Below are 25,432 nucleotides of genomic sequence, written 5' to 3'. Positions count from 1 at the left end.
TTCCCCCTTTTTTATTAATAAATAATTCAATATAGCTGTATTAAATCACTTTATATCTATTATCTTTTAATGATATACAAATAAGAAAATAAAAATTTATTCTATATTTATTTCTTTTTTTGAAAGAATTTCTTTTACCTTTTCTTCAGACAATTTAGTTTCTATTGCTAAATATTCTAAATCCACTTTAGAAATATACTTGTCTTTTAGTAACTTAATATTATTTTTTATAAGTGATTCCCTATAATGATTCAAATCCTTATCCTTTACAGATAATCTAGATGGATGATCAGGAAGTATAATATTCTTTCCTGCCACTTCTTCACATGGATCTCCTATTAAAATATCAATGCCGTTATCTTTTGCAAATGTTAATTGTGGCAATATATGCTTGCCAGCTCCTGTATATTCTGTTTCTTGTACTACTATAATTTCATCATTCTCCATCTCTTGAGCTATTGCAAATGCTGCTGCTAAAGATGTGTTCCCTGCTGGACCTCTTTCAAGACCTTCTATCTTAGATAATAGTTCTGTCATATAAAATACTTCTCCTTGAGATACTGTTACATATCTATCTAAATATCTTAATGGTCTTGCAGCACTTCTTGGAACATCACTTCTATCAGGCCACACCATAAATGGTATTCCAAAACCAGTATGTCCTGTTGTAAAAGATTTTCTATTAAACGCATTATCACTTGCCATATGAAGACCTTCTAAATTTACAGAAGCACCTATCATTTGTGTTTCTTTTGCTCCAGCTTTTATAAGTCCTCTTGCTGTTCCTGTTACATTCCCACCACCAGCATGAGTTGCTATTACAGCAGATGGATAGCATCCAAACTTACTCTTACATTCATTTGCAATTTCATATCCTAAGGTTTCTATTCCCCTTACACCATAAGAAGAATATAATGAAGCATTATAGAAACCTGTTTTATCAAGAACATCTAAAAAAGTATAAAAAAGTTCTGGGCCTACAGTAAGTTGCAATACTTCTGCTCCTAAGCAATCACATTTTCTTCCTTTTTCAATAATTTCAGGTTGTCCTATCTTTTTTGAATCATAACATTCTTGAACTATTATACAATCAAGACCTCTCATTGCTGCTTGTGATGCTACAGCTGCCCCATAATTTCCTGATGTAGCTGAAGCAACACCTTTGTAGCCTCTGAGTTTAGCATCATATACAGATATAGCTGCTCTTCTATCTTTAAAACTTCCTGATGGATTTGAACTTTCATCTTTTATAAATATTCTTGCTGCTTTACCAGTTTTAGATACCTTTCTAGCTAAATTAGTAATGTTTCTAAGTTCTAATAATGGTGTATTTCCAACACCTGTTTGTTTTTGAATTTCTATTACTTCTTCTAAAGAATATCCTATATCATTCATCATTTCCTCATAATCAAAAGCTAACTTACCTTTTTCATATTTAGAAAAATCTATTCCAACTGATTTAATCATTATTTCATTTTTTCTTTCCATTAAAGCTTCATATTTGTTCATTTTTATATCACCTCCAAATAATCTATTTATTAAATAAAATATCCTTTGCTTGTTTTCCTATATAATCTATTTCACTTACATGTGCACCAAAATTATGATCATAATTTGGTTCTATATTTTCTAGAATTCCTTTCATACGTCTTCCTATAATAGTTTCAATTTCAACTTCTTCCCCAATTTCAGAGTCATAAAGAGTATTACCTCTTGCCCACATCTTAAGTGGAGTATTTTTTGTGTCATCTGGTATACTTTGTGATCTATCTTTAACCTCTAATACAATAGATGATATTTCAACATATGTTCCCTTTTTAACCATTTTCAAATCCTCCCTAATAAATTTTATTTCAAATATCATAATTTCTTGTAATACTTAAGTTGGTCCATAAAATTATTTTCAATAGCATGTGGATTTTTCATATCTACCATTGTTTTTAAACCACTCTCACTAGCTACTACTTGTGGTATCATATTTAAAGCTAATAATGCACTTCCTTTTATACCTTGGATTCCAGATTTTATTGAAAAGTGTAAATCATTTTCGCAATATATATTTATATAATCACCTGTATCAATTGCCTCACTTTGTGGATATATTTGATTTACCATCTCTAAAACTACGATTTCTTTTCCGTTTTTATATGCTATAGCTACATGATTGCAACCTGCTACCATTCCTGGTTCAACTTCAATTCCATTTGCTGTTCTATAAGTATTGGATATTATTGGTTCTTTTGATTCAATTATCTCATCATAATCTATCCCTAATGTATCTACTATCATAGATATAGATTGTAGAAAACCTATATGCCCTACTATCTCTCCATCATCTATACCTTTTTCAAACTCTTCTAATGTTGTTCCAACTCCTTGAAACTTCATACTTTCTAATCCAAAATCAGATAAATCATTTATTCTTTCTGCTGTAATCTTCCTAATTTTATTACAAGTAGAAGACAATGTTATTATTAATGAATCTAGAATAAATCCTGGATTGACACCAGTGCCTAATATAGTAACATTATTTTCTTTTGCAAGTTCATCTATTTTAATAGATAATTCAGGCTCTACACAATATGGATAAACCATTTCTTCAGCAATAGTTATACAATTTTTCTTACTTTTTAATATATCTTTAACTACTGTAAATATTGATTTTATCTGAGATTTTGTAGATAATATCACTACATCTGCTTCTACTTTATCTATTAAGTTTTCTTTTGGATCACTGATAATTATATTAGTTTTTTCTATACTTAAAATATCACCTAAATCTTTTCCTATTTTATTTTTATCTTCATCTACTATACCTAAAATTTTTACACCTTCTTTATTTAAAGCTAACTTTGCAAGTTCAACCCCTACTGTACCTAATCCCCAAAGAAATATTCCTATTGTATCCATACATATATTCCTCCAACTACAACTATGGGAAACAATTGTTTTCCTATAATTAATTTAATAGCAATTTTCATACCAATTTTTTTATATAAATACATAGTATTTATATGTATTTTTTTGAATAAATAGTAATTATTTTTTAATTTTTGCTTAACTTCTTTTGATATTGCCTATTTTCTTGCATATAGTGAAAAAATTTTTGCTATTTAGTTTGCTCTATTTAATTAATTTCCATATTAAAAATAAAAAAATAGATAAACTGCAAAATATTTTTCAGTTTATCTATTTCAATTAATATTTTTATTGTATATTATATTTTTTTAATTTATATTGAAGATTCTGTCTTGAAATTTTTAATTTACTTGCTGTTTTAGTTATATTTCCTAGATTTCTCTTCATTTCATTTGTTATAATCTTTTCTTCTATTCCATTTAAGTAATCATTCAAAGAAATATTTTTGTTTAAAGACTTTAAATCTGTTTCAGATTTTAAAAATATATTTCTATTTTCAAAAGCATCTCTACTTAACATTTCTCCATCATCTATCATATTCATAGCTGACTCTATAACATTTTTTAACTCTCTAATGTTTCCTGGCCAATCATAAGATAAAAAATCTTCTATAATACTAGAATCTATAAACTTAACATTCTTATTTAAAACTCTATTGTAATAATCTAAAAAATAATAAGCTAAAGTTTCTATATCATTTTTCCGCTCTCTAAGTGGAGGAACATTTATTTGAATAACACTAAGCCTATAATAAAAATCTTTTCTTAATTTTCCTTCTTCTATTAATTTTTTAGGTTCTTCATTTAATGTAGCAATTATTCTTACATCTACATCTATTATTTTATTGCTACCTAATGGTCTTATATATCCATCTTGAAGAACTCTTAAAAGTTTAGATTGAAGATATGGCTCCATGGAATTTACCTCATCTAATAAAATAGTACCTCTGTTTGCTTCCTCAAAAAGACCTTTTTTATTTTCAGCACCAGTAAAACTTCCCTTTACTGTTCCAAATAACATTCCTTCTAATAATGCACTAGGTATCGCTGCGCAATTTATAGGAATAAATGGCTTTTGACTTCTTACACCACCATAATGTATGCTTTGTGCAAACAATTCTTTTCCTGTTCCTGTTTCTCCATATATTAATACTGATGAATTAGATAGGCTTGCTCTAACAGCTTTATTAATTTCATTCTTTAATATTAAACTTTCACCTATTATATCATCAAAGAGATAATGTCCTTGACTTTTTTTATCATTTTTAACTAAATTACATAGTTTCTCATTTAATGATTTTATTTGTGTCATATCTCTAGCAACTTCTATAGCTGCTATTACTTTGTCATTAACAACAACAGGAATTGTTGTATTTAAAGATGTTATTTCTCTACCATCTTTTCTAAAATAATTTTGCAGTACATCTTTATATTCTTTTCTATCTTTTAATGCATTCATAAGTGTTGAGCTGTTTTCCATTTCTTTTAAATATTCATAAACCTTTTTTCCTATTACATCTTCCCTTTTTAATCCTTCTATTTTTTCCATTGCAGTGTTGTAATATATTGTCTTTCCTTTATTATCAACTATATGAATTCCTTCATTAAGATTATTTATTAAATACTCTAAAATGTACTCACTTTTCATTAACAATCACCATTTATTTATTATACAATGGATACTTTCTACATATAGTAGCTACTTTTTCACTTACACCTTTTAAGTCACCATCTCTATTTTCAACAATCTCATTAATTAAACTAGCAATTTGTCTCATTTCTTCTTCTTTAAATCCTCTACTAGTAACAGCAGCTGTACCAATTCTTATTCCACTAGTTATAAATGGACTCTTAGTTTCAAATGGAATTGTATTTTTATTTACTGTAATCTTTACAGTATCCAAAAGTTTTTCTAATTCTTTTCCTGTCATTTCCTTATTAGTTAAATCAACTAACATAACATGATTATCTGTACCACCAGATACTATTCTAAAACCATATTTAGTAAGTTCTTCTGCTAGTACCTTTGCATTTTTAACTACTTGATCTATATAAACTTTAAAACCATCCTCCATAGCTTCTTTAAAGCATACTGCTTTTCCAGCTATACAATGCATAAGTGGTCCACCTTGTATTCCTGGGAAGATAGTTTTATCTAATGCTTTTGCAAATTCTTCTTTGCAAAGAATTGCACCACCTCTTGGTCCCCTTAATGTTTTATGTGTAGTTGTTGTTACAAAGTCTGCATATGGCACTGGTGATGGATGTGCTCCAACTGCGACTAATCCAGCTATATGTGCCATATCAACCATTAAATAAGCACCAACTTCATCTGCTATTTCTCTAAATTTCTTAAAATCTATAATTCTTGAATAAGCACTAGCACCTGCAACTATTAACTTAGGCTTATGCTCTATTGCTTTATTTCTAACTTCTTCATAATCAATTGTTTCAGTTTCTTTATCAACTCCATAAGAAACAAAATGATATAATTTTCCTGAGAAATTAACTGGACTACCATGAGTTAAGTGTCCACCATGGCTTAAATCCATTCCTAAAACTGTATCACCTGGATTTAAAACTGTTAAATATACTGCCATGTTTGCTTGTGATCCAGAATGTGGTTGAACATTAGCATGTTCCGCATTAAATAACTTTTTCATTCTTTCTCTTGCTAAATCTTCAATTTTATCCACGACAAAGCATCCCCCATAATACCTTTTGCCTGGATATCCTTCTGCGTACTTATTTGTTAAAACAGAACCTAAAGCTCTCATTACACCTTCTGATACAAAATTCTCAGAAGCAATAAGTTCAATATGTTCTTCTTGTCGCATTGTCTCCTCATTAATAAGATTCATTATTTCATTATCATGAATTTCTAATTGATTTAAGCTCATATATATAACCCCCTAGTATAAAAGTTCTTTATACCTACGATTATAAATTTATATTTACTAATAATCAATGATAAAGTGAAGAATTTTTTTTATTTTCTATAAATTCTTTCCATTTATTTTGCTAATAAATTTTAAACTATAAATACATTTTACTTATACTTCAATTTATTAAGATATTTTTATAATAACCATTTGCCACAAATAAAATTTAAATTTATAAATTTAAATTTTATTTCATTTGTTACCATTAACAATTTTAATAAAATAAATTATAATTAAAAAATAGACAATTTTCTAATTATAATTTGTAGTATTTTGTGGAAAAATGTTTATAAGACTTATTTTTTTATTATTTTAAAAATTATTGTATACATTTTTTTAATTTTCTAATATTTTAAAGAGCTATTGTATTTACTTAAATTTAATATATAATATGTATCGTTAGTAATTTTCCATAAAAGAAAGGAGTAACTATGTATACCGATAATATAATTGATATTGCTGCTGATGCAGGAAAAATAATGCTCGAAAATGGTGCAGAAACCTACAGAGTTGAACAAACTCTTTCAATGATTTGTAAAGCATATGATGTTAAAAACGTTGAGAATTTTGTTACTCCATCATTTTTAGTACTTTCAATAACTAATGACAATAAGAAAACTATTACAACTGTGAGACGTGTAACTAATAGAACTGTTAATTTAAAGAAGGTTTCACTTGTAAATAATTTATCCCGAAGTCTATACTTAAATGATCTATCTATGGATGATATAAGAAAAGAATTGCATTACATAAACACATTACCACGTTATGGTGAAAACATTACATTATTTTCTTCAGCAATTAGTGCTGGTGCATTCACTTTACTATTTGGTGGTGCTTTAAGAGATTTTGTTATCGCATTTATAATTGGATTTATAATTACATTAGTTGCTAGACTTTTTGATAAACATGAAGTTAATAGTTTTTTCAGCAATGTATGCTGTGGTGCAATTGTTTCTATGATTGCAGTTTTAGTAAATCACATTAATCCTGAATTTAATAAAGATACAATAATCATAGGTTCTATAATGCTATTAGTACCTGGTCTTGTAATTACAAACGCTATACGAGATACACTTTCTGGAGACTTACTTTCTGGAATTTCTCGTTCAATAGAGGCTATTATTATCGCTGCAAGTATAGCAATTGGTACTGCACTTGGATTTAAAATAATGGTCTTCATATTAGGAGGTGTACTATGATTTTAGCTTTCTTATATGCATTTATAAGTTCTTTAGGATTTGGTATTGTTTTTAATATCAGAGGAAAAGATTTATTTTTTGCATCTCTCGGTGGTGCAGTTTCATGGATAGTTTATAAATTTAGTTTACAAATTGGATGCTCTGATGTACTTTCATTATTTTGGGGTACTTTAGCTGTTAGTATTCTTTCTGAAATATGGGCTCGTTTATTTAAAAATCCTGTTACAGTTTATTTAATTTGTGGATTGATACCACTAGTTCCTGGTGGAGGAATGTATTATACAACTTTCGAAGCTGTAAAAGGAAATTATAATCTTGCTCTTACTAAAGGAATACAAACTTTATTTAGTGCTGGATCAATAGCAATAGGTGTAATGTTTGTTTCTACATTAAGCAAAGTTATAACAAAATCTACAATGAAAAGAAAATTGGCTAAGCTAAATAAATAAAAAAACAAGATGAGATATTCATCTTGTTTTTCTTTATTCTTAATATTCAAATTCTCTAGCATTTTCACATATAGATATTTTTAAAGACTCTTCTGAAAGTTTTTTGTATGAGCATAAAAACTCGTTTAATTCATTGTCTTGAATATTTATCAACTTACTACTTCTAAGTATAACATTCTCTTTTTCTAATATTATATCTAAATCATTTAAATCATTTTTAATCTTATAAGTAATAACAGTAGCGTTTGTTATTCTAGATTTATATTTTTCTTGAAAACTTAAATTTTTTCTAACTTCTTCATAATTCTCATTTAAATTTCCTAGTCCCATTGATTCTAAATCCACACCAAAGGTTTTCATTTGTTCGCCTAAATTTTCTGGATCAAAGCCATATCTCTCCATTAATTTTTTTTGTATATTCATCAGTTTTTCGTCTGAAATATTGTTTTTTTCCATATACTCTTTTATACTTTTAGTGAATTCACCCATGTTCAGTTTACCTTCTGACATTGAATAATATAACCCATATATATATTCTTCAAATTTGTCTATATCTTTATCACTTGCTTTACTTTTTAACTTATTGAAATCAATAATATTCTCTCCCATAATATTAATCCTCCTAGCATGTCTTATTACAAAATGCTTTAAACTAATTTTTAACAAAATATTACTTTAAAGTAGTATATGAAAAAAGGGTCACTATAAAGCAACCCTTCAATTTTCCAATTAACCCCACCATGCCGTCTCCAAGATAATATTTGAACCCGTTCTCCAACGGGCGGAACCTTCCTTTGCTCTTCTGGTACCTGAGCCGTACTCAAGTCAACAACTCCAAGCAAAGAGTTAGGTTCCTATTGTATAAATGTTGGGTCAACATAACCTCTTCCACGTACACAGCAGGAAATTTAATTTAACTTATAAACATATTATATATCAAATTCTTTTCATTTTCAAATACTAATAAGTAAAATTTAATATTTTATAATACAATTTTAATATTTTCTTTATTTTTTTGTATATATGTTACATTTATTTAAAATTAAGTAACTTATTTTTTATATTTTTAAAAATTACTCTTCTTTATTATCTATTTTATCAATATTTAATGCTAATTCTTTTAGTTGTTTATCATCTACTACATTAGGTGCTTCACTCATAGGACAATAAGCATTTTGATTTTTAGGGAATGCAATAACATCTTTAATATTTTCTGTTTCTGCTAAGAACATAATCATTCTATCAAATCCATATGCAAGTCCGCCATGTGGTGGTGGTCCAAATTTAAATCCTTCTAATAGGAATCCAAATCTCTCCCAAGCACTTTCTTTAGTGAATCCTAAAAGCGTAAACATTTTTTCTTGAAGTTTAGTATCATGAATTCTTATACTTCCTCCACCAAGTTCTTCACCATTTAAAACTATGTCATATGCTTTTGCTCTAACTTTTAAAGGATCAGTATCTAAAAGTTCTAAGTCTTCATCCATTGGACATGTGAATGGGTGGTGAATTGCTACACATCTTTTTTCCTCTTCATCATATTCAACTAATGGGAATTCTGTAATCCATACAAAGTTAAATTCTTTATTATCTTTTAATAACTCTAACTCTTTAGCAAGCTCTAATCTTAATGCACCTAGTGCTTGTAATACAACACTATCTACATCTGCAACTATTAATACTAAGTCTCCAACCTCTGCATCTGCTGCACTTAATATATTTTTCATTTCATCTTCACTAAAGAATTTAGCTATAGGTGATTTAATTTCGTCTTGCTTATATGCTATCCATGCAAGTCCTTTTGCTTTATATGTTTTTACAAACTCACCTAATTTATCTATTTTCTTTCTTCCCATATCAGATGAACCTTTAACAGTTAAAGCTCTTACTGAACCATTATTTTCTATTGCATTTTTAAATACTGCAAACTCTGAATTTCTAACTGAATCCGTAATATTTTTTATTTCCATGCCAAATCTTAAATCTGGTTTATCTGAACCATATTTCTCCATAGCTTCTCTATATGGCATTCTTTTTATAGGAAGATTAACATCTATTCCTTTAATTTCTTTGAATACTCTCTTTATTAAACCTTCATTTAATGCAATTATATCTTCCATCTCAACAAAAGACATTTCCATATCTATTTGTGTAAATTCTGGCTGTCTATTTGCTCTTAAATCTTCATCTCTGAAACATTTTACTATTTGATAGTATTTATCAAATCCTGAAACCATTAATAATTGCTTAAATATTTGTGGTGATTGTGGAAGTGCATAAAACATTCCTGGATAATTTCTACTAGGAACTAAATAATCTCTTGCACCTTCTGGTGTACTCTTAGTTAACATTGGAGTTTCAATCTCTAAGAATCCATTTTCATCTAAGTAATCTCTAACTATTTTGTTAGCTCTATTTCTTATCATGAATATATTTTGCATATCAGGTCTTCTTAAATCTAAATATCTATATTTTAATCTTACATTTTCAGCTGCATCTAAATTTTCTTTTATATATATTGGTGGAGTTTCTGACTCTGATAATATTTTTATACTTTCACCTTTTAACTCTACCATTCCTGTTGGTATATTGCTATTTGGTGATTCTCTTTTTACTATTTCACCAGTAACAGCTATACAATATTCAGACTTAGCTAAATCAGCTTTTTCAAATGCTTCCTTATTTATAGCTTCTCCAAATACAACTTGTAATATTCCTGTTCTATCTCTCAAATCTATAAAAACTAAACCACCTAAATTTCTTTTTCTTTGAACCCATCCCATTACAGTAACTTTTTCTGAAATATGACTTTCTCTAAGTTCACCACACATTATGGTTCTTTTTAGTCCATTTAATGATTCTCCCATATGTCTTTCCTCCTAATTTTGGTTGTTCTTAATTATATTTATAATTTCATCTATATCATCTAAATTTACTTCGAATTGAGTTCCATCACTCATTCTTTTCAACTTAAATACTCTATTTTGAATTTCTTCCTCACCTAAAATAGTTGTAAAAGTTGTACCTATTTTATTTGCAAACTTCATTTGAGCTTTTACACTTCTTTCCATATGATCACATTCCGCTTTTACACCTAATTTTCTTAATGAATTTATTAGTTTTACTGCTTCTAATTTTCCTGTTTCGCCCATAGAACCAACATAAATGTCCATGTAATTAGGTTTAGGTATTTCTATCCCCTTTTCTTCTAATGTTAAAAGTAATCTTTCTATACCTAGACCAAATCCTACTGCTGGAATATCTTGATTTCCAATCTCATTAATTAATCCATCGTATCTTCCACCACCACAAAGTGTAAATCCATTATCCATAACTTCAAAAATAGTTTTAGTGTAATAATCTAACCCTCTTACTACTTTAGGATCTACAATATAATTTATATTCATTACTTCAAGATATTTCTTTAAGTTTTCAAAGTGATTTTTACACTCATCACAAATATAATCTAGTATTATTGGTGCATCACTTACAATTTCTTTACAATGATCTACTTTACAATCTAATATTCTAAGTGGATTTTTTTCTAATCTACTATTACAAGTAGAGCATAGCTCATCTTTTTTAGACTCTAAAAAAGCTTTTAATGCATCATTATATTTTTTTCTACAAGTTGGACATCCTAAATTATTTATATGTAATTCTAATCCTTCTATTCCAAAGTGATTATAAACATTCATTATTATACTTATAATTTCAGCATCTACACTTGCATCTTGTGCTCCAAAAACCTCAACTCCAAATTGGTGATGTTCTCTTAATCTTCCTTTTTGCATTTTTTCATACCTAAATGCTGGAGTAAAATAAAATAATTTAGTTGGCCTTGCATCTGCATATAAACTTGCTTCTACATATGCTCTAACAGCTGGTGCTGTGCCTTCTGGTTTTAAAGTTATACTTCTTCCACCTTTGTCTTCAAAAGTATACATTTCTTTTTGAACTATATCAGTAGTTTCTCCAACACCTCTTTTAAACAAATCTGTATGCTCAAATGCTGGTGTTCTAATTTCTCTACAACCGTAACTTGCAGCAATCTCTCTCATTAAGTTTTCTATATAATGCCATTTGTAAATTTCTCCTGGCAAAATATCCTTAGTACCTTTTGGTGCTTTAAAATTCATAAAAAACCTCCTAACCACAAAACTTAAAATATGTGGATTTTAATTCTTATATCTAAATAGATAGAACTAGTTTTTAAATTTAATTATACATAGAATCTAATAAATTTATTTTTTTATCTATCATTTCATCAATTCTTTTTATATATTCCCTAACATCTTTCACATTTGCAAATCGCTCAATTCTGTTTTCATTTAAGAAAACAACTTTTGAAACTGCATCTGCTCCTAATGCTATTATAGTTTGTTTTTCTTCTATCATTTGAACATTGTATATGCCTTCTTTCCCTTCTATTGCATACCCTATATTCTCCATAGAACCAACCATGTTTTTTTGTCTATACATATAATAAGGTTTCATATCAAGTTTTTTAGACATATTTACTGTTCTTTCATACATTTTATTTAACTCATCTTGTTTTGGAATTTCGAACTTTTTATTATTTACTAAGTTTTCATGAAGTTTAGATGCCCTTTTTATAGACATTCCATGTACTGTTATACTATGTGGTTTTAACTTTTCAAGTTCACTACATGTTATCTCTATGTTATCAAACTTTTCTCCTGGAAGACCAACAATTATATCCATGTTTATATTGTCAAAGCCCAAGTCTTTTGCAATTTTAAATGTTTCTACAACAGATTTAACATCATGACTTCTTCCTATTAACTTTAAGGTTGAATCATTCATGGTCTGTGGGTTTATGCTTATTCTATGAACACCATATTCTTTCATTGACATAAGTTTTTCCCTAGTTATACTATCAGGTCTTCCACATTCAACTGTAAATTCTTTCACATTAGAGTTTTCTATAAATGATTCATACATTGATTTCATAACATCTTCAAATTGTTCATTATTTATAGATGTAGGCGTTCCCCCTCCAAAATAAACACATTCAACATTTAATTCTTTTTCTCTAACATATTTACTCATCATTTTAATTTCTTTTTTTAAACATTGTAAATAAGGTTCTACAATTGTTTTACAACTTGATATTGGGTTAGAAGTAAAAGAACAATATGCACATCTTGTTGGACAAAATGGCATACCAACATAAATACTTATAGTTTTTTCATCTTTATTAACTATATTTCTTTCCCATTTTGCAACATCTATACAAAGTTTTGCTTTTTCTTTAGATGTTAAATATCTTTCATTGAAATCCCTTATTATCTCTTTTTCTGAAATTCCTTCTTCTAATTTTTCTAAAGCTTTTTTAGATGGTCTTATGCCTACTAATGTTCCCCATGCCAATTTTTTTCCTGTTATTTTGTTCATATATTTAAAGATTGATTTTTTCACTTCTTCTTTTACTCTGCATTTTTTATCTATTTTACTAATATAACTATCTAATTCATAAGATATAATAACTTCATTGTCATTAACTTCAACACATAAAGTGTTATCATCCTTCATTTCCTCTTCTATAAATTCAATATCACTAAAAGGATAAAATAAGTTTACCATTTGAAAAACATCATATCTAAAATCTAAATTATTTAAATTTATTTTTATTACTTTATTCCTATCGTACAATTTATATCATTTCCTTTTCTATAATTCTTTTAAAAAAGGATTAGTCATTTTTTCATTTCCTATAGTTGAACGTGGTCCATGACCTGGAAATACAATACAATCGTCATTTAATGAAACTAATTTATTCTTTAATGAGTTCATTATTTCCTCATAATTACCGCCTTCTAAATCTGTTCTTCCTATAGAACCTGTAAATAATGTATCTCCTGTAAACACATTTTCATTTATTTTAAAAACTAATCCACCCTTAGTGTGTCCTGGTGTTTCTATACATTCAACCTCAAAGTTATTCAACTTTATAATATCATTTTCCTTTAAAAATAAATCAACATTTTTATTAAATGCATCTCCATAAATATATGTTCCTTTTTCCATTAAAACATAATCTTTTTCACTTATTCCTACTTTTGCATTAACTATATTTCTAAGTTCATCTACACCACCAACATGATCTACATGACCATGAGTTAAAAGAATATATTTAACATCTGCATTTATACTTTTTATAGCTTTTTCTATATCATCTACATCTCCACCAGGATCTAAAACTACAGCCTCTTTTGTATTTTCATCCATTATAATGTAACAATTTGCTCCATAAATTCCTGCAACTACTCTTTTTATAATCACTTTAATACACCACCTAACACCTAAAAATCTTTTTTACTCTCTAAAAGTAAAGTAACTGGACCATCATTTTGTATGAATACTTGCATATCTGCACCAAATTCTCCAGTTTGAACTTTTTCTTCTCCAAGTTCATTTTTAAATGCATCAATAAGATCATTATACAACTTAATTGCAGTTTCACCTTTTTGTGCCTTCATAAAATCTGGTCTTTTTCCTTTTCTACAATCACCATATAAAGTAAATTGAGATATTAAAAGAACACTTCCACCTACATCTTGAAGTGAAAAATTCATTTTCCCATTTTCATCTTCAAATACTCTCATGCCAGTAACTTTTCTAACTATATAATCTATATCTTCTTTTGTATCTTCATTGCTTATTCCTATTAGAACATTAAACCCTTCATCTATACTTCCTATTATTTTATTTTCAACTTCTACTCTAGAATTTTTTACTCTTTGAACTATCGCGCGCATATTCTCTCCCCTTATCTAATTCTTTATTCTATAAACATCCATAACACTTGTAAGTGCTCTTATTTTCTTTTGTATCTTAGACAATTGTTCTACTGTAGATATAGAAATTTTTAAATTTATAATTATTTCATTAGATTTCATTGTTTTTGCATTTATTGATGTAATCGCTATTTTATTATCATTCACTAACTGTATTACATCAGTAAGTATTCCAACTCTATCTTCTGCCTTTATTTGAATCTCACTAATATATTCCCCAAATTCTTTTTCATCTTCCCACTCTACACATATAATTCTTTCAGCACTCTTTTCTTTTAAAGCACTAAGATTTTTACAATCCTTTCTATGTACTGAAATTCCACTGCCTTTACTTATATATCCAATTATTTCATCCCCAGGAACTGGATTGCAACATCTTGCAAACCTTATTAAAAGGTTTCCTTCTCCTTTTACATTTACCTGTGATAAGTTACTATAATTTTTCTTTATTTTTACAATGCTTTTCTCTTTTATATCTTCTTTTTTAACTTCTAATCCTTCTATGGATTCTTTTAATTTATTAACTACATTTGCAGGTAGTATATCATTTACTCCTAGTTCAGCATATAAATCATCTACACTTTTCAAATTGTATCTTTTCAATATTTTTTCCATAGATGGTGCTTTTAGAAGCTGATTCAATGTAACACCTTGTCTTCTACCTTCTTTTTCTAAAAGTTCTTTACCTTTTTCTATACTCTCATCACGTTTAGATCTTTTTAACCATGATTTTATTTTACTTTTCGCTCTATTACTTTTTGCTATATTAATCCAATCCACACTTGGACCTTTTGAATTAGTAGCAGTTACTACTTCAACTATTTCTCCGGTTTTTAATGCATAATTTAATGGTACCATTTTACCATTTACCTTTGCGCCTATACACTTATGTCCAATATCAGTATGTATACTATAAGCAAAATCTATTGGTGTTGAATTATGTGGTAAATTTATAACATCACCCTTGGGAGTGAATACAAAAACCTCATCAGAAAATAAATCTATTTTGAATCCTTCCATAAATTCTTCTGCATCTGAAGTTTCTCCTTGCCACTCTAGCATTTCTCTAAGCCATGAAAGCTTAGAATCTAGTGAATCACTACCTTCTACACCTTCTTTATATTTCCAGTGTGCTGCTATTCCATACTCTGCTATTTTATGCATTTCATATGTTCTAATTTGAATTTCAACAGGTTTACCAAATTGACCTATTACAGTTGTATGTATAGATTGATACATATTTGGTTTTGGCATTGCTATATAATCTTTAAATCTTCCTGGAATTGGTTTGTATAAAGTATGTACTATTCCTAAAGTTGCATAGCAATCCCCAATATCATTAACTAATATTCTAACTGCAGTCAAATCAAAAATTTGATCAATAGTCTTATTTTTTCTTACCATTTTTCTGTAAATTGAATAAAAATGCTTGGGTCTTCCAACAATTTCAGCTTCAATACCCACTTTCCCCAAATTAGATTTTAATTTGTTTATTATATGTTCTATTTCTATTTCTCTTTCTGCTCTTTTTTGGTCTATATCGTTAACTAATTTATAGTATTCTTCTGGTTCTAAATATCTTAATGCTAAATCTTCAAGCTCCCATTTTATTTTAGATATTCCTAATCTATGGGCTAATGGAGCATAAATATCTAAAGTTTCTTTTGCTTTTTCTTTTTGTTTAGCTTCTTTCTTAAACTTTATAGTCCTCATATTATGTAATCTATCTGCAAGTTTTATAAGAATAACCCTTATATCCTTTGCCATAGCCAGAAGCATTTTTCTAACATTATCTGCTTGCTGTTCTTCTTTAGTTTTATATTTAAATTTTCCTAATTTAGAAACGCCTTGAACTAAATCTGCCACCTCAACACTAAATATATTGCATACATCTTCATATGTATATTCAGTATCTTCTATAACATCATGTAATAAACCAGCTACTATAGTAGAAGTGTCTAGTCCTAATTCAGCTAATATACATGCCACTTCTACTGGGTGAATTATATAAGGCTCTCCTGATTCTCTTTTTTGATCTTTATGAGCTTCCATTGAAAATTCAAATGCTCTTTTTACTTCTTCAATATCTATATTTGTACAATTTTTATTTATTTTCTCCAATAATTTTTCTAGCATATAGATTACACTCCTAAAACTAAAGGCTGGTTACCTTAACCAGCCACTATTTTTACTAATGATATTATTATATAATAACATTTTTATTAATGCAATTTTGTTTAAGTAAATTGTGACATTATTGTAAAACTCTATGTCAAACTATAAATTTTAAATAAAATATAATAAAATTTATATTATATACCATGGGTTTGTTTTTTAAATATTTAGCTACTATATGAACCTAGTTATATCTAATATTATTATAAGTCATACTGTACTATTGACATAACCTCATATTTATCTACTTTTTCTTTTCCCTTTAATTCTGTAAGTTCAACTACAAAATCTAAAGCTACAACTTCACCACCAAGTTTTTCAACTAATTCAGCAACTGCAGCTACTGTTCCTCCTGTTGCAAGTAAATCATCCACTATTGCTACTCTCTGACCTTTTTTTATAGCATCTTTGTGAATTTCTAAAACATCACTACCATACTCTAGACCATAACTAGTTTTAAAAGTTTCAAATGGTAATTTGCCTGGTTTTCTACAAGGTACAAATCCTGCATTTAATGCATATGCAACTGGAACTCCAAATAAAAATCCTCTTGCTTCTGGTCCAACTATAATATCTATATTTTTATCTTTTAAATGATCTACTATCGTATTTACACAAACATTTAGAGCTTCTTTATCTTGTAGTATTGTTGTTACATCTTTAAAGCTAATTCCTTCCTTTGGAAATCCGTCTATAACTCTAATTTTATCTTTTAAATTCAATTTTATTTCCCCCTTCTAATTTTGATGGAAAACTATATATCATATTTTATTATTATATACATATTAATATTTTATACAATGATATATAAGAAAAATACATATATTATTAAAATCTTATACTATATATTGCTCTCCCAGTATTATTTTTTATTTCTCAAACTGTACTTAATTTACAATTTAAATTATCCTTATTCTTATCTTTTAACTTTTTGTTCTTCTTTATTTCATTATAAAGATATTTTGATATTTGTTTAGCTCGATACTTATCATTGGTTGTAAATAGCTCTATTGCTATTTTAGCGTTATCTATTCTTCCCATTGTATTAGTTTTTTGAAATATATCCATAGTTAAATCATTATGTATAAATTTACTTATATCTTCTACATTATTATCATCAATCAATGCTCTTATACCATAATTGTTACTATGATATAATTGCTTAAATCCTTCATCTACAATATACAAATTTTCATCTACAACTGGAACTCTTTTAGATATAGTTCCAAGCATAACAAGATCTATATATTTATTTATACAAGTCATTTTATAATATGAAGATACAGTTTGCGCTAATTTATATGCTATTCCTGATGCTGAAAGCTCTTTGAATGGATAATTGCATCCAATTTGATTTGGATTTATAACTATAATATCATCAAATGGTTTAGTACATTTATGATAATCAGTAACTATAATATCTATGTTAAGTTCTCTACAAAGCGAAATTTCTCTTTGCGAGTTAACAGTTGCGCCTACGGTTATTATAAGATTTGCACCTAAATATTTTATATCATTTTGTATGTCTTTTTCAATTAAATTTCTATTTTCTCTATTCTTATTAGGTTGAAAATACTCTACATCTGCATTCAAATATTTTAATACCAAAACTAAAAGAGATATTGCTGTAATACTATCAAAATCATAGTATCCATAAACGACAATTTTTTCTCTTTCATTTATAGCTTTTATTATTCTTTTAAGAGCATTCTTCATTCCTTTTAATAATAGAGAACTATAAGTATTTTTTATGTAGTATTCATCCATAAATCTGACCCTCCACAACAATAGAAAACACATTATATTATAAGTTAAAATCTACAACTTTACAAATATTTTTATAAAAAAACAAGAGATAATGAAATTTTTATCAAAAAATCTCATTATCTCTTACATAATTTGTATATTTTTATCTTTTTCCAGTTTTCTTTTTGCCTTTTAGTATAACCCACATAGGGCTAGCTATAAATATAGATGAATATGCTCCCATTGCTATACCGATTATTAATGGTAATGAGAATTCTCTTATACTTGGCACAAATATATAAACTGCTGTAATTGTAAACAATGTAGTTAAAACAGTGTTAATTGATCTAGACATTGTTTGCTGTATACTTACATTAGCAATTTCTTTTAATTCTACTTTTCTCATTTTCTTAGAATTTTCTCTTATTCTATCGAAAACAACTATTGTATCATTTATTGAATAACCAACTATTGTAAGAATAGCAGCTATAAATGGAGTATTTACTGGTATTCCAAATATTGCATATACCACTATAGTAATAAGAACATCATGAATTAATGCAATTATTGCTGCAATACCAAAGCTTAGCTCAAATCTCATGCCTATGTATATTAACATAGCAATCATTGCTATTATTGTTGCTAGAATTGCTTTTTCTTTTAATTCTTTTCCAATAGTTCCACCAATAGTTTCTGAGTTTATTGTTTTATCATCCAATTTTAATTCTTTTTTTATATCATTTAGTAGTTTGTCATTAGTATCTTCTGTAAGTACTCCATCTTGGATAATTATTTCTATTTCACTACCATCATTTACAGTTTTTAATGCATACTTATTTTTAGCATATTTATCTACTATATTGCCAACATGTTCTTTGTTTACATCTTTTCCAACTTTAACATCTATAACAGTTCCGCCTTTAAAGTCTATACCATAATTTAGACCTTTAAACATCATAAAACCTATTCCTATTATGATTACAGTAAGGGAAATAGTAAACCAAATTTTAGTTTTCTCTATTATCTTCATACTATTTCTCCTCCCTTTTAACACCAAAATGAGATGGTTTATTTAATAATTTCATATCTACAGCTAAATTTAGTAAAAATTTAGTTATTGTAAGAGCAGTAAATATACTTATAATTATACCAATTATAAGTGTTAATCCAAATCCTTTAACAGATCCAGTTCCAATTATATATAATGATACTGCTGCTATTATTGTTGTTACATTTGAATCTAATATTGTTGCAAATGCTTTATCAAACCCAGATTGAACAGATGACTTTAATGTTTTACCTGTTCTAAGTTCCTCTCTTATTCTTTCAAATATAAGAACATTAGCATCAACAGCCATACCTACTGTTAATAAGAATCCTGCTATTCCTGACAATGTAAGTGTTACATCAAATATGGCAAATGCATATAATAAAAGACTTACATACAAAACAATTGCTATACAAGATAAAATTCCTGGCACCCTATAATAAACCGCCATAAATATCATAACTAACGCTATACCTACTATTGCAGCTTTTTTACTTAATCCAACAGCTTCCATACCTATAGTTGGTCCAACAGTTTTAACTGAAAGAGTTTCTACTGTTACTGGAAGTGCACCAGATTTTATAATATTTGCTTGTTTTGTAGCTTCTTCTAATGACGCCATTCCATTAATAACTGCTTTTCCATCTGATATTACAGCACTTACTACTGGGCTTGTTAATTGTTCACCATCCATTTTTATTGTTATCTTTTGTCCTTGGAATTTTTGTGTTGCCTCAGCAAACTTTTCAGTTCCTTCTTCATTAAATTCTAATCCTACTACAGGTTGATTTTTTTCATCATATTGAACTATTGCGTCTTTTACATCTTTTCCTGTAAGAATTACCTTATCATCAGGACCAACAAATTGAAGTTCACCTGTTTTTCCTACAGTTTCTAAAACTGATTTAGTATCAAATTGACCCGGTATTTCTATTCTTATCCTTTTTTCACCCTCACGAGTTATTGATATTTCACTAACTCCCATTTTATTAACTCTCATAGAAATAAGTTCAATAGTTCTTTCAATAGTGCTAGTATCTACGTTATCTTCTTTTATTTCCATAAGCATAGATGATCCACCTTGAAGATCAAGGCCTTTATTTATAGACTGACCAAAAGAGTTAAATCTATATCCAAAAGCTTCAGCCCCAAAATAGCCAATATATGCTAATAACGCAATTACTAAAACTGTTATCACAAATAAAGCACTACTTTTGCCTCTTTTCATGTTTATCCCCTTTCCTATTCTAGTAGATTTTATACTTTTCTAATGTTATTTATTATATCCTCTAGATGAATAATAGTCAATGTTTTCAAGTTTTGCTTTACTCTTCCATATCCATTGTTTTACTTTTCAACGCTATAGCACATTCAATTCTTTTCTTTTGCATTTCGCAACCAATTTCATATGGTATATGCATATCACCATTAAAATTAAAGTTATTTGCTTGACATCCACCACTACAATAGAATCTAGCCCAACACTTCTTACAAGTTGGCTTATTGTATATATGAGCTTCTTTAAACTCTTGAACCATATCATTATTTTTTATTCCATCATAAATATTTCCTAGTAAATATTCTTCATTTCCAACAAATTGATGACATGGATATATATCTCCATCAGGAGTTACTGCTATATATTCATGACCTGCTCCACATCCTGAAATTCTTTTATATACACATGGTCCACCTTGAAGATCTATATTAAAGTGATAGAATCTAAATTCATTTCCTTCTTTATGTCTTCTAATCATTTCTTCATACAATTTATCATATTGTTCAAATATAACTGGTAAGTCTTCTTTTCTTAAAGATAACTCATGTTCATCTGGAAGTACTACTGGCTCTATAGAAATTTCATCAAATCCTAAATCTGCCATATGTTTTACATCTTCAAAGAAATCTGTATTTTCTCTTGTAAATGTACCTCTTGCATAATACAATTTAGATTTATCTCTCACATCTACCATTTTCTTTATTTTTGGAAGTATACTATCATAACATCCACTTCCATCTATTCTTACTCTAACTTTATCATTAACTTCTTTTCTTCCATCTATACTAAGTACTAGGTTACCCATATTTTCATCTAAGTATTTCATATTTTCTTCATTTAAAAGAGTTGCATTTGTTGTCATAGTAAATCTTATATTTTTATTGTATTTCTTTTCTTCCACTTTTGCATAGTCTACAATTTCCTTTATTGTATCCATTGCCATTAATGGTTCTCCACCGAATAAATCTACTTCTATATTTTTTCTTGGTCCAGAACTCTTTATAACAAAATCTATTGCTTTCTTACCAACTTCTGCTGACATTCTTTTTCTACATCCATGATATTCACCTTCATCAGCAAAACAATATTTACATCTTAAATTACAATCATGAATTATGTTTAAGCATAAAGCTTTAACATAAGACTCTGCTTGTCCAGTTTTTCTTGCTATTCCTTCATATAAATCTAAAGAGTATAGCATTCCTTCTTTTACAAGTTCCTGAAGCTCTTCATAAACTTCTTCTACCTCTTCTTGTTTATACTTATTTTTGAATTCTTCAACAAGCTCTTCTTTACTTCTTAATTTATTTTCATCTAAAAGATCATAAACTAATTCGTCTACTGAATGAACTGCTCCTGAATTTACATCTATTACATAATAATCATTGCCTTGTTTAAATTTATGAATTAAAGCCATAATTTCCCTCCTACTAAACATAAAGCAGCAACCATAAAAGTTACTGCTCTTTTAATATTCCTAGTTTTCACAAGCTAAGTTAGCTACTGTGCATGAAGTTTTACATGCTGATTGACAAGAGTTAGCACACTCTTTGCAACCTGGTTTTTTTAAGCTTTCTTTTATGTTTGATTTGTTAATTGTTTTAATGTGTTTCATTATGATTTCCTCCATCTTTAATTATTACATCTATATAAAATATTATAGATTTACAGTTATCATTCCTGACAAAGCCCCTACTACAATTGCAATAATTAATCTTAAAAACTCTTTTATTGTAAAAGCAAATTCTTTCCCACATATTATAGAAACTATAAACATAGCTATCATATAAAATAATCCAACTAAAATCCCTATAAGCCATCCATTACTTCCAGCTTTTAAGGTTGCATACATAGTTCCATATATTATGCTACCTAAAGTTACAATCATCATAATTAATGAAGTAAATTTTCCTCCTACAGATATAAGTGTTATAAGTAAAGAATAAACTAATAAACAAACAATTGTAAGTAAAATTGCCCTTAGAACACCTTGCCCTATACAGGAATATTTAAGTTTTTTAACCATTATAATCCCCCCCACTTATTTAAATATATATTATTAAATGGAGGGTTTTATTCATTATTCTGCGTTATTTAAAGCAGCTGTTTCTGCTGATTTTACAACGTAGCTAATTCCATTTTTAGATAATTTTATTCTTGCTCTATCTGGACCACTTTCTAAAATGATGAATTCATCTTGTACATTAACGATTTTTCCCATTATACCGCCTTTAGTCATTATTTCATCATTTAAGTTTAAGTTAGTTAACATCTCATCATATTTTTTCTTTCTCTTCTTTTCTGGTAAAAATATCATAAGATAAAATAATACTAACATTAATAGAATTGGTAGCATTTGTACAAAAACTGCCATAATTCATTCTCCTTTCTTAACTTACAATTTAATTAAATTGAATCAATCCATATTTTATTCTTAAATATCTATGGAACATTCTAGCATATATTTCAGTAAAAGTTTAGTTTTTTTTAATCTTTTACTTCATTTTTTAATCCTTGCCCTTTTTATATATTTTATACTATATATAAATTTTTTAAAATAATATACTAATTATTATATATAAACTTTGCTTAGGCTCTTCCGCCCCATTCTTCAAGTTTTTGCTTTTTGAATTCTGGGAAGTAATCTCCATCTATAGCATTTCTTATATCTTCCATAAGTTTATTGTAGAAATATAGATTATGTAATACACAAAGTCTCATAGCTAACATCTCTTTTGCCTTAAATAAATGTCTAATATAAGCTCTAGTGTAATGCTTACAAGCTGGACATTGACATCCCTCATCTATAGGTTTGTCATCTAACTCAAATTTTGCATTCATAAGATTTATTTTACCATACTTTGTGAATACATGTCCATGTCTTCCATTTCTAGCTGGTAATACACAATCAAAGAAGTCTACACCTCTTTCAACTGCTTCTAATATATTACTTGGAATTCCAACTCCCATTAAATAAATAGGCTTTTCTTGTGGCAAGTGTGGAACTACAGCATCTATTATTCTATACATTTCTTCGTGAGTTTCCCCAACAGCTAATCCACCAATTGCATATCCATCTAAATCCATCTTTGCAATAGTTTTAGCATGTTCAATTCTAATATCCTCATAAACTCCACCTTGATTAATACCAAATAACATTTGTTTTTTATTAATAGTATCTGGTAGAGAATTTAATCTATCCATTTCCACTTTACATCTTTCAAGCCATCTTGTTGTTCTTGCAACAGATGCTTCTACATAGTCTCTTGGTGCTGGATTTTCAATACATTCATCAAATGCCATTGCAATTGTTGATGCAATATTACTTTGTATTTGCATACTTTCTTCTGGTCCCATAAATATTTTTTTACCATCTATATGTGAATTAAAGTATACTCCTTCTTCTTTTATTTTTCTCATTTTAGAAAGAGAAAATACTTGGAATCCACCTGAATCAGTTAGAATTGGTCTATCCCAATTCATAAATTTATGTAATCCACCAAGCGCTTTTATATTTTTATCACCTGGTCTTAAATGTAAGTGATATGTATTAGATAATTCTACTTGACATCCTATATCTTTTAAATCCATTGACGATACTGCACCTTTTATAGCGGCTATAGTACCAACATTCATAAATACTGGAGTTTGAATTACTCCATGAGGTGTTGTAAACTCACCTCTTCTTACCTTTCCACTCTTTTTTAATAATTTGTACATAAAATATCCTTCCTTTTAACAAAATTAATGTAAGAACATAGCATCTCCAAAACTAAAAAATCTGTATCTTTCTTTAACAGCTTCACTATACGCATTCATTACTATATCTCTAGTTGAAAATGCACTGATTAACATTATTAGTGTTGATTCTGGTAAATGAAAATTTGTTATAAGAGCATCTACTATTTTGAATTTATATCCTGGATATATAAATATACTAGTATATCCTGACTCTTCTTTAACTCTTCCATTTTCACTAGCTATACTTTCTAATGTTCTATTAGATGTTGTACCTACAGCAATTACTCTCTTTCCATTTTCTTTTGCACTGTTTATTATCTTAGCATTTTCTTCACTTAAGTAATAGTGCTCCGCATGCATTTGGTGATCTTCTACAGTTTCAGCTTTAACTGGTCTAAATGTTCCAAGTCCAACATGCAGTGTTACAAATGCTATTTTTATACCTTTTGCTTTTACTTCTTCTAAAAGTTCATCTGTAAAATGCAGTCCAGCTGTAGGCGCTGCTGCAGAACCTACTTCTCTTGAATATACTGTTTGATATCTTTCCTTATCTTGTAACTTTTCTGTTATGTATGGTGGTAATGGCATTTCACCTAGTCTATCAAGCACTTCTTCAAATATACCTTCATATTCAAACTTTACTATTCTATTTCCATCATCTTGAACTTTTACTATTTCACCTTTAAGTTCTCCATTTCCAAATACAAATCTATTGCCTACTTTTGCTCTTTTTCCAGGTCTTACAAGAATTTCCCATAAATCTTTTTCTATTCTTCTTAATAGCAAAAATTCCATTTTTGCTCCTGTACCTTCTTTTGCTCCATATAATCTAGCTGGCATAACCCTTGTATCATTTAAAACTAAACAATCACCAGGCTCTAGATATTCTATGATGTTTTTAAATTTTTTATGTTCTAACTCACCAGTTTTTCTATCAACTACCATAAGTCTAGATTCATCTCTTTTTTCTAATGGTACTTGTGCTATAAGTTCTTCTGGCAAATCAAAATAGAAGTCCTTAACTTTCACTAATATACACCTTCCTAAAAATTAATTAACTAATTAATAGATTAAATAGGCTTTTGAAAAACAAACTATGTTTTCACATTCA

24 protein-coding genes and 1 other RNA gene are annotated in these 25,432 nt (G+C 28.1%); 2 read left to right on the top strand and 23 right to left on the bottom strand.

Going from position 1 to position 25,432, the window contains the following annotated elements:
- Positions 1-96 precede the first annotated feature (96 nt).
- From ortB to glyA, 5 genes are all read right to left on the bottom strand, one after another.
- Positions 97-1,509 carry a 2-amino-4-oxopentanoate thiolase subunit OrtB gene (ortB, locus tag BN346_RS17535; protein ID WP_040330279.1) on the bottom strand — a complete coding sequence of 471 codons (1,413 nt, stop codon included), beginning with the start codon at positions 1,507-1,509 and terminating at the stop codon, positions 97-99.
- Between the two features lie 22 nt (positions 1,510-1,531).
- On the bottom strand, positions 1,532-1,825 hold the full coding sequence (gene ortA / locus BN346_RS17530) for a 2-amino-4-oxopentanoate thiolase subunit OrtA (protein ID WP_040330278.1): 294 nt from the start codon (positions 1,823-1,825) through the stop codon (positions 1,532-1,534).
- 35 nt (positions 1,826-1,860) lie between these two features.
- Positions 1,861-2,910: a 2,4-diaminopentanoate dehydrogenase gene (ord, locus tag BN346_RS17525; RefSeq protein ID WP_040330277.1), complete on the bottom strand. Its 1,050-nt coding sequence runs from the start codon at positions 2,908-2,910 to the stop codon at positions 1,861-1,863.
- Positions 2,911-3,207: 297 nt separating this feature from the next.
- Positions 3,208-4,566 carry a sigma-54 interaction domain-containing protein gene (locus BN346_RS17520; protein ID WP_040330275.1) on the bottom strand — a complete coding sequence of 453 codons (1,359 nt, stop codon included), beginning with the start codon at positions 4,564-4,566 and terminating at the stop codon, positions 3,208-3,210.
- Positions 4,567-4,579: 13 nt separating this feature from the next.
- Complete coding sequence (glyA, locus tag BN346_RS17515; RefSeq protein ID WP_040330274.1) at positions 4,580-5,818, bottom strand: serine hydroxymethyltransferase; 1,239 nt, start codon at positions 5,816-5,818, stop codon at positions 4,580-4,582.
- A 473-nt stretch (positions 5,819-6,291) separates the two neighbouring features.
- On the opposite strand from glyA, the gene BN346_RS17510 reads away from it, so the two are divergent.
- Together BN346_RS17510 and BN346_RS17505 are read left to right on the top strand one after the other, a co-directional pair.
- Complete coding sequence (locus BN346_RS17510) at positions 6,292-7,062, top strand: threonine/serine exporter family protein (RefSeq protein WP_040330273.1); 771 nt, start codon at positions 6,292-6,294, stop codon at positions 7,060-7,062.
- Positions 7,059-7,511, top strand: coding sequence for a threonine/serine exporter family protein (locus tag BN346_RS17505; RefSeq protein WP_040330271.1), 453 nt, complete (start codon positions 7,059-7,061; stop codon positions 7,509-7,511). Before BN346_RS17510 ends, BN346_RS17505 begins: the two co-directional genes overlap by 4 nt.
- Before the next feature lie 39 nt (positions 7,512-7,550).
- Here BN346_RS17505 and BN346_RS17500 read toward each other — a convergent pair whose 3' ends face one another.
- The 18 genes from BN346_RS17500 to queA form a co-directional block, all read right to left on the bottom strand.
- Positions 7,551-8,120, bottom strand: coding sequence for a DUF3867 domain-containing protein (locus BN346_RS17500; protein WP_040330270.1), 570 nt, complete (start codon positions 8,118-8,120; stop codon positions 7,551-7,553).
- Positions 8,121-8,239: 119 nt separating this feature from the next.
- Positions 8,240-8,420, bottom strand: a non-coding RNA gene (gene ssrS / locus BN346_RS21045) — 6S RNA.
- Positions 8,421-8,584: 164 nt separating this feature from the next.
- Positions 8,585-10,378 (bottom strand): aspartate--tRNA ligase, encoded by a 1,794-nt coding sequence (gene aspS, locus BN346_RS17495; protein WP_040330269.1) that lies wholly within the window; start codon positions 10,376-10,378, stop codon positions 8,585-8,587.
- Between the two features lie 12 nt (positions 10,379-10,390).
- Positions 10,391-11,650, bottom strand: coding sequence for a histidine--tRNA ligase (hisS, locus tag BN346_RS17490; protein ID WP_040330268.1), 1,260 nt, complete (start codon positions 11,648-11,650; stop codon positions 10,391-10,393).
- Positions 11,651-11,729: 79 nt separating this feature from the next.
- Positions 11,730-13,118, bottom strand: a complete 1,389-nt coding sequence (locus BN346_RS17485) for a coproporphyrinogen III oxidase (protein ID WP_051540489.1) — start codon at positions 13,116-13,118, stop codon at positions 11,730-11,732.
- Between the two features lie 87 nt (positions 13,119-13,205).
- Positions 13,206-13,817 (bottom strand): MBL fold metallo-hydrolase, encoded by a 612-nt coding sequence (locus BN346_RS17480; protein ID WP_040330266.1) that lies wholly within the window; start codon positions 13,815-13,817, stop codon positions 13,206-13,208.
- Between the two features lie 20 nt (positions 13,818-13,837).
- Positions 13,838-14,293: a D-aminoacyl-tRNA deacylase gene (dtd, locus tag BN346_RS17475; RefSeq protein ID WP_040330265.1), complete on the bottom strand. Its 456-nt coding sequence runs from the start codon at positions 14,291-14,293 to the stop codon at positions 13,838-13,840.
- Positions 14,294-14,308: 15 nt separating this feature from the next.
- On the bottom strand, positions 14,309-16,468 hold the full coding sequence (locus BN346_RS17470; RefSeq protein WP_040330264.1) for a RelA/SpoT family protein: 2,160 nt from the start codon (positions 16,466-16,468) through the stop codon (positions 14,309-14,311).
- 242 nt (positions 16,469-16,710) lie between these two features.
- Complete coding sequence (locus tag BN346_RS17465; RefSeq protein ID WP_040330263.1) at positions 16,711-17,229, bottom strand: adenine phosphoribosyltransferase; 519 nt, start codon at positions 17,227-17,229, stop codon at positions 16,711-16,713.
- 154 nt (positions 17,230-17,383) lie between these two features.
- Complete coding sequence (locus BN346_RS17460) at positions 17,384-18,274, bottom strand: DHH family phosphoesterase (RefSeq protein ID WP_051540481.1); 891 nt, start codon at positions 18,272-18,274, stop codon at positions 17,384-17,386.
- 142 nt (positions 18,275-18,416) lie between these two features.
- A complete protein-coding gene (secF, locus tag BN346_RS17455) occupies positions 18,417-19,283 on the bottom strand; it encodes a protein translocase subunit SecF (protein WP_040330262.1) in 867 nt (288 codons plus the stop codon).
- A gap of 1 nt (position 19,284) precedes the next feature.
- On the bottom strand, positions 19,285-20,529 hold the full coding sequence (gene secD / locus BN346_RS17450) for a protein translocase subunit SecD (protein WP_040330260.1): 1,245 nt from the start codon (positions 20,527-20,529) through the stop codon (positions 19,285-19,287).
- Between the two features lie 97 nt (positions 20,530-20,626).
- Positions 20,627-21,997 carry a thioether cross-link-forming SCIFF peptide maturase gene (gene scfB / locus BN346_RS17445; protein ID WP_040330258.1) on the bottom strand — a complete coding sequence of 457 codons (1,371 nt, stop codon included), beginning with the start codon at positions 21,995-21,997 and terminating at the stop codon, positions 20,627-20,629.
- Between the two features lie 60 nt (positions 21,998-22,057).
- Positions 22,058-22,195 (bottom strand): six-cysteine ranthipeptide SCIFF, encoded by a 138-nt coding sequence (scfA, locus tag BN346_RS17440; RefSeq protein WP_017414649.1) that lies wholly within the window; start codon positions 22,193-22,195, stop codon positions 22,058-22,060.
- 42 nt (positions 22,196-22,237) lie between these two features.
- Complete coding sequence (locus tag BN346_RS17435) at positions 22,238-22,606, bottom strand: TIGR04086 family membrane protein (protein WP_040330255.1); 369 nt, start codon at positions 22,604-22,606, stop codon at positions 22,238-22,240.
- Between the two features lie 54 nt (positions 22,607-22,660).
- Complete coding sequence (gene yajC, locus BN346_RS17430) at positions 22,661-22,954, bottom strand: preprotein translocase subunit YajC (RefSeq protein WP_040330254.1); 294 nt, start codon at positions 22,952-22,954, stop codon at positions 22,661-22,663.
- Positions 22,955-23,169: 215 nt separating this feature from the next.
- Entirely contained in the window at positions 23,170-24,300 is a 1,131-nt protein-coding gene (tgt, locus tag BN346_RS17425; RefSeq protein WP_040330253.1) for a tRNA guanosine(34) transglycosylase Tgt, read from the bottom strand.
- A gap of 24 nt (positions 24,301-24,324) precedes the next feature.
- Positions 24,325-25,350 carry a tRNA preQ1(34) S-adenosylmethionine ribosyltransferase-isomerase QueA gene (gene queA / locus BN346_RS17420; RefSeq protein WP_040330252.1) on the bottom strand — a complete coding sequence of 342 codons (1,026 nt, stop codon included), beginning with the start codon at positions 25,348-25,350 and terminating at the stop codon, positions 24,325-24,327.
- Positions 25,351-25,432: the final 82 nt, after the last annotated feature.

Origin of the sequence: Clostridium ihumii AP5, assembly GCF_000612845.1 — a bacterium.
Taxonomy (GTDB): Bacteria; Bacillota; Clostridia; order Clostridiales; family Clostridiaceae; genus Clostridium_J; species Clostridium_J ihumii.
Note: the sequence above shows the minus strand (reverse complement) of the source record. Positions and strands in the feature narration are given on the sequence as shown.

Excerpts from the sequence above, each read along its gene's own strand:
- dtd (WP_040330265.1), bottom strand. The coding sequence starts at position 14,293 with ATGCGCGCGATAGTTCAAAGAGTAAAAAATTCTAGAGTAGAAGTTGAA.
- ord (WP_040330277.1), bottom strand. The coding sequence starts at position 2,910 with ATGGATACAATAGGAATATTTCTTTGGGGATTAGGTACAGTAGGGGTT.
- BN346_RS17510 (WP_040330273.1), top strand. The coding sequence starts at position 6,292 with ATGTATACCGATAATATAATTGATATTGCTGCTGATGCAGGAAAAATA.
- yajC (WP_040330254.1), bottom strand. The coding sequence starts at position 22,954 with ATGGCAGTTTTTGTACAAATGCTACCAATTCTATTAATGTTAGTATTA.
- BN346_RS17500 (WP_040330270.1), bottom strand. The coding sequence starts at position 8,120 with ATGGGAGAGAATATTATTGATTTCAATAAGTTAAAAAGTAAAGCAAGT.
- tgt (WP_040330253.1), bottom strand. The coding sequence starts at position 24,300 with ATGTACAAATTATTAAAAAAGAGTGGAAAGGTAAGAAGAGGTGAGTTT.
- BN346_RS17485 (WP_051540489.1), bottom strand. The coding sequence starts at position 13,118 with ATGGTAAACTTATTTTATCCTTTTAGTGATATTGAATTTATAGAAGAG.
- scfB (WP_040330258.1), bottom strand. The coding sequence starts at position 21,997 with ATGGCTTTAATTCATAAATTTAAACAAGGCAATGATTATTATGTAATA.
- BN346_RS17460 (WP_051540481.1), bottom strand. The coding sequence starts at position 18,274 with ATGGATGAATACTACATAAAAAATACTTATAGTTCTCTATTATTAAAA.
- hisS (WP_040330268.1), bottom strand. The coding sequence starts at position 11,650 with ATGAATTTTAAAGCACCAAAAGGTACTAAGGATATTTTGCCAGGAGAA.
- ortA (WP_040330278.1), bottom strand. The coding sequence starts at position 1,825 with ATGGTTAAAAAGGGAACATATGTTGAAATATCATCTATTGTATTAGAG.
- BN346_RS17470 (WP_040330264.1), bottom strand. The coding sequence starts at position 16,468 with ATGCTAGAAAAATTATTGGAGAAAATAAATAAAAATTGTACAAATATA.
- scfA (WP_017414649.1), bottom strand. The coding sequence starts at position 22,195 with ATGAAACACATTAAAACAATTAACAAATCAAACATAAAAGAAAGCTTA.
- secF (WP_040330262.1), bottom strand. The coding sequence starts at position 19,283 with ATGAAGATAATAGAGAAAACTAAAATTTGGTTTACTATTTCCCTTACT.
- ortB (WP_040330279.1), bottom strand. The coding sequence starts at position 1,509 with ATGAACAAATATGAAGCTTTAATGGAAAGAAAAAATGAAATAATGATT.
- secD (WP_040330260.1), bottom strand. The coding sequence starts at position 20,529 with ATGAAAAGAGGCAAAAGTAGTGCTTTATTTGTGATAACAGTTTTAGTA.
- BN346_RS17435 (WP_040330255.1), bottom strand. The coding sequence starts at position 22,606 with ATGGTTAAAAAACTTAAATATTCCTGTATAGGGCAAGGTGTTCTAAGG.
- aspS (WP_040330269.1), bottom strand. The coding sequence starts at position 10,378 with ATGGGAGAATCATTAAATGGACTAAAAAGAACCATAATGTGTGGTGAA.
- glyA (WP_040330274.1), bottom strand. The coding sequence starts at position 5,818 with ATGAGCTTAAATCAATTAGAAATTCATGATAATGAAATAATGAATCTT.
- BN346_RS17505 (WP_040330271.1), top strand. The coding sequence starts at position 7,059 with ATGATTTTAGCTTTCTTATATGCATTTATAAGTTCTTTAGGATTTGGT.
- BN346_RS17520 (WP_040330275.1), bottom strand. The coding sequence starts at position 4,566 with ATGAAAAGTGAGTACATTTTAGAGTATTTAATAAATAATCTTAATGAA.